This window comes from Bacillus sp. C30, from assembly GCF_040838255.1.
GTDB classification, from domain to species: Bacteria; Bacillota; Bacilli; order Bacillales; family Bacillaceae_G; genus Bacillus_A; species Bacillus_A mycoides.
Genome location: NZ_JBFPJH010000374.1, coordinates 1 through 2,943 on the forward strand (window position 1 = coordinate 1; position 2,943 = coordinate 2,943).

The 2,943-nt window shown below is 35.3% G+C and carries 3 protein-coding genes; 2 read left to right on the forward strand and 1 reads right to left on the reverse strand.

What is annotated here, in order from left to right:
- Positions 1-19: 19 nt before the first annotated feature.
- Positions 20-490, reverse strand: a complete 471-nt coding sequence (locus tag AB3X49_RS20435) for a hypothetical protein (protein WP_002066218.1) — start codon at positions 488-490, stop codon at positions 20-22.
- A 296-nt stretch (positions 491-786) separates the two neighbouring features.
- Between AB3X49_RS20435 and AB3X49_RS20440 the strand changes: the two genes are divergently transcribed.
- Both AB3X49_RS20440 and AB3X49_RS20445 read left to right on the forward strand, forming a co-directional pair.
- Positions 787-1,461, forward strand: a complete 675-nt coding sequence (locus AB3X49_RS20440; protein ID WP_002128055.1) for a response regulator transcription factor — start codon at positions 787-789, stop codon at positions 1,459-1,461.
- Positions 1,458-2,831 carry a sensor histidine kinase gene (locus tag AB3X49_RS20445; protein WP_367964391.1) on the forward strand — a complete coding sequence of 458 codons (1,374 nt, stop codon included), beginning with the start codon at positions 1,458-1,460 and terminating at the stop codon, positions 2,829-2,831. Before AB3X49_RS20440 ends, AB3X49_RS20445 begins: the two co-directional genes overlap by 4 nt.
- Positions 2,832-2,943: the final 112 nt, after the last annotated feature.

The window sequence follows — 2,943 nt, forward strand, 5'->3', positions numbered from 1 at the left end:
TCCATCCACTCCTTAATAATTAATCATTTATTCCAAATCTTGCTTCAAGTACATTTTCTGCTTGCTCCAATTGATCTTCAAGTATATCTTGTTCTCTTTCTTGTATTTGATATTGTTCAACAGTTATCGTTCCAGCGTGAAAATCTGCTTCTAGCTGATCATCAGATAGATCTATCTTGTCATCTAATTGGTCAATTTCTTTTTTTGCTGCTAAGTACGTATTTAAGTTATCTTCTTTTGCTCCAACTGGTTTCGTATTATTTGCCTTTTCTACAATAGATGTGACTTCGTTTTTGAAATCTTGTGTTTGCTTAGTATCATTCATAGCAGGCCCTGTTTTGTGTGGTTCTTGTTGTAGTTGAGCACCTTCTTTTTGTGATGTATCGTTTTCTACTTTCAATTGTTGTATTTCTGTATCGTTATCAGCTTGAGTAGAACAAGCTGTTAAGAATAAACAAGACATTGCTCCAATCATCATCCATTTTCCCATTATGTTCTCCTCCCTTTACATGTGCACCTTATCCATGTCCTTATATTACTGAACAAACATTAAAGGAAGATTAATGTGCAAAAAAATAAAGTGAAACTTTAATCAGCCCTCACCAATCGGACTTTTACGGGCAGCCCGACTCCCACCTAACTCTCTCGCATTCGCCGAATTTTGATGTAGGAGTCTTACTGCCCGTTAATGCGGGATAAAATGATATAATTAAATAGTTTCTAATCTTTCTTTAATGTTTCGGAATTATAGTGATACATATAAATAAGAAGAAAAGGAGAATGTTAATGCGAGTTCTTATTGTCGAAGATGAAAAAGACTTACAAAATATATTAGTAAAACGATTAAATGCAGAATATTATAGTGTCGATGGATGTGGGAATGGAGAAGATGCTTTGGATTATATAAGCATGGCTACCTACGATTTGATTGTGCTTGACATTATGATTCCCGGAATAGATGGTTTACAAGTATTACAAAGATTACGTGCGGACAATAATACAACTCCTGTCTTGCTCCTTACAGCTAAAGATACAATTGATGATCGCGTAACAGGACTCGACTTAGGTGCGGACGATTATTTAGTAAAGCCCTTTGCTTTTGATGAGCTGTTAGCAAGAATTCGAGTGTTGATGCGAAGAAAAACAGGAAATACATCTAATGTGTTTGAAATCGCTGACCTAGTGGTGGATTGCAATATGCATAAAGTAACAAGAGGAGATCAAGTTATCAATCTTTCCAGTAAAGAATTTGCTATTTTAGAATATATGATTCGTAATAAAGAAGTTGTGTTGACACGAGATAAAATTGAGCAACATGTGTGGAATTACGACTATGAAGGTGGCTCGAATATTATTGATGTTTACGTCCGATACCTTCGTAAAAAAATTGATAGCCAGTTTGAAACGAAGTTAATTCATACAGTACGAGGCACTGGTTACGTATTGCGAGTTGAATCATGAAAAGACTATCAATAAAAATGAGAGTGACCCTATGGTATACGGAGCTAGTTGTAATTATTATGGCACTCGTGTTAGCTTTTATTTTAACTTCTTCAGATAAAGTTGTGCTCTTTAATATGAAAAATCAATTGAAGAGCACAGTAAAAGAAAGCATTGAAGATATCGAATATAAGCATGGACAGTTAAAGATTGACGATGAATTTGAAGCCTTAGAAGATGGAGTAAATATCATCATTTATAGTAAGCAAGGTGAGCTGTTGGCAGGACATAGTCCAACAGGATTTAATAAAAAGGTATCGCTTAAATCCGATGTAATACAAACCATTAAAGACGGTAATAAAGAATGGATAGTATATGATTTCCTCCATAATGTAGGCGGCGATGAGCAAGTCTGGGTTCGTGGAATAATGACCATGAATCAATTATCATCGACCATGAATACGCTTATTGTGGTAACACTCATCTCATTTCCATTACTTATTCTCATTGCAGCAGCGGGAGGATATTTTATTACGCAAAGAGCGTTTCGACCTGTGCAACAAATGAGTGATTCAGCCAGTGAAATTGGTGATGGTAAAGACCTTTCGAAGAGAATTAATTTACAAGGTTCATCGAAAGACGAAATGTATCATTTAGCACAAACCTTTGACAAAATGTTTGAACGATTGGAGACATCATTCGAAAGTGAAAAACAATTTACATCTGACGCATCTCATGAATTAAGAACACCAACATCTGTTATTATTTCGCAATGCGAATACGCTTTATCGCAGAGGAATAATCCGACAGAAATGGAAGAATCGTTAGAAGTAATTTTAAGGCAATCGCGTAAAATGTCCGCGTTAATCTCGCAACTCTTATTATTAGCACGAGTTGACCAAGAAAAGCATAATACTTTTCAATTTGAATGTATCAATATGAGTGAATTAACGGAAATCGTTGTAGAAGAGCTTTCATTAATGATTCAAGAAGCTTCGATTAATATAACAACACATATAGAGGAAGACCTGTTTATTAAAGCAGATCAAACATTGATGATGCGTTTATTAATGAATTTACTAACGAATGCGATTGCTTATAGCAAAGCGAACGGCACTGTGAATATGCAACTGTTCCGGGATGAAACCAACATAATAGGTAAAGTCTCCGATAATGGCATAGGCATCAGCGAGCAGCATATTGTGAAAATATGGGACCGCTTCTATCGAGTTGACGCAGCACGAACATCTTCAAACAATGGAAACACAGGTTTAGGATTGTCGATGGTAAAATGGATTATAGAACTACACGGAGGAGAAATTACCGTTGAAAGTGAATTAGGAGAAGGCAGTACTTTTACATTTAAACTACCTATTGAAAACCGAGCATAATGTATGCTCGGTTTTAGCTTTAGAATAAAGATTGATTAAAAAGCTCTCTTCAGTCCTTATTTAAAAGTAAATACAAAAACTCCATTTTGAAAAAAAGCGATCAAAATAGAGT

Coding starts and splice junctions, on each gene's coding strand:
- AB3X49_RS20440 (WP_002128055.1), top strand. CDS start 787: ATGCGAGTTCTTATTGTCGAAGATGAAAAAGACTTACAAAATATATTA.
- AB3X49_RS20435 (WP_002066218.1), bottom strand. CDS start 490: ATGGGAAAATGGATGATGATTGGAGCAATGTCTTGTTTATTCTTAACA.
- AB3X49_RS20445 (WP_367964391.1), top strand. CDS start 1,458: ATGAAAAGACTATCAATAAAAATGAGAGTGACCCTATGGTATACGGAG.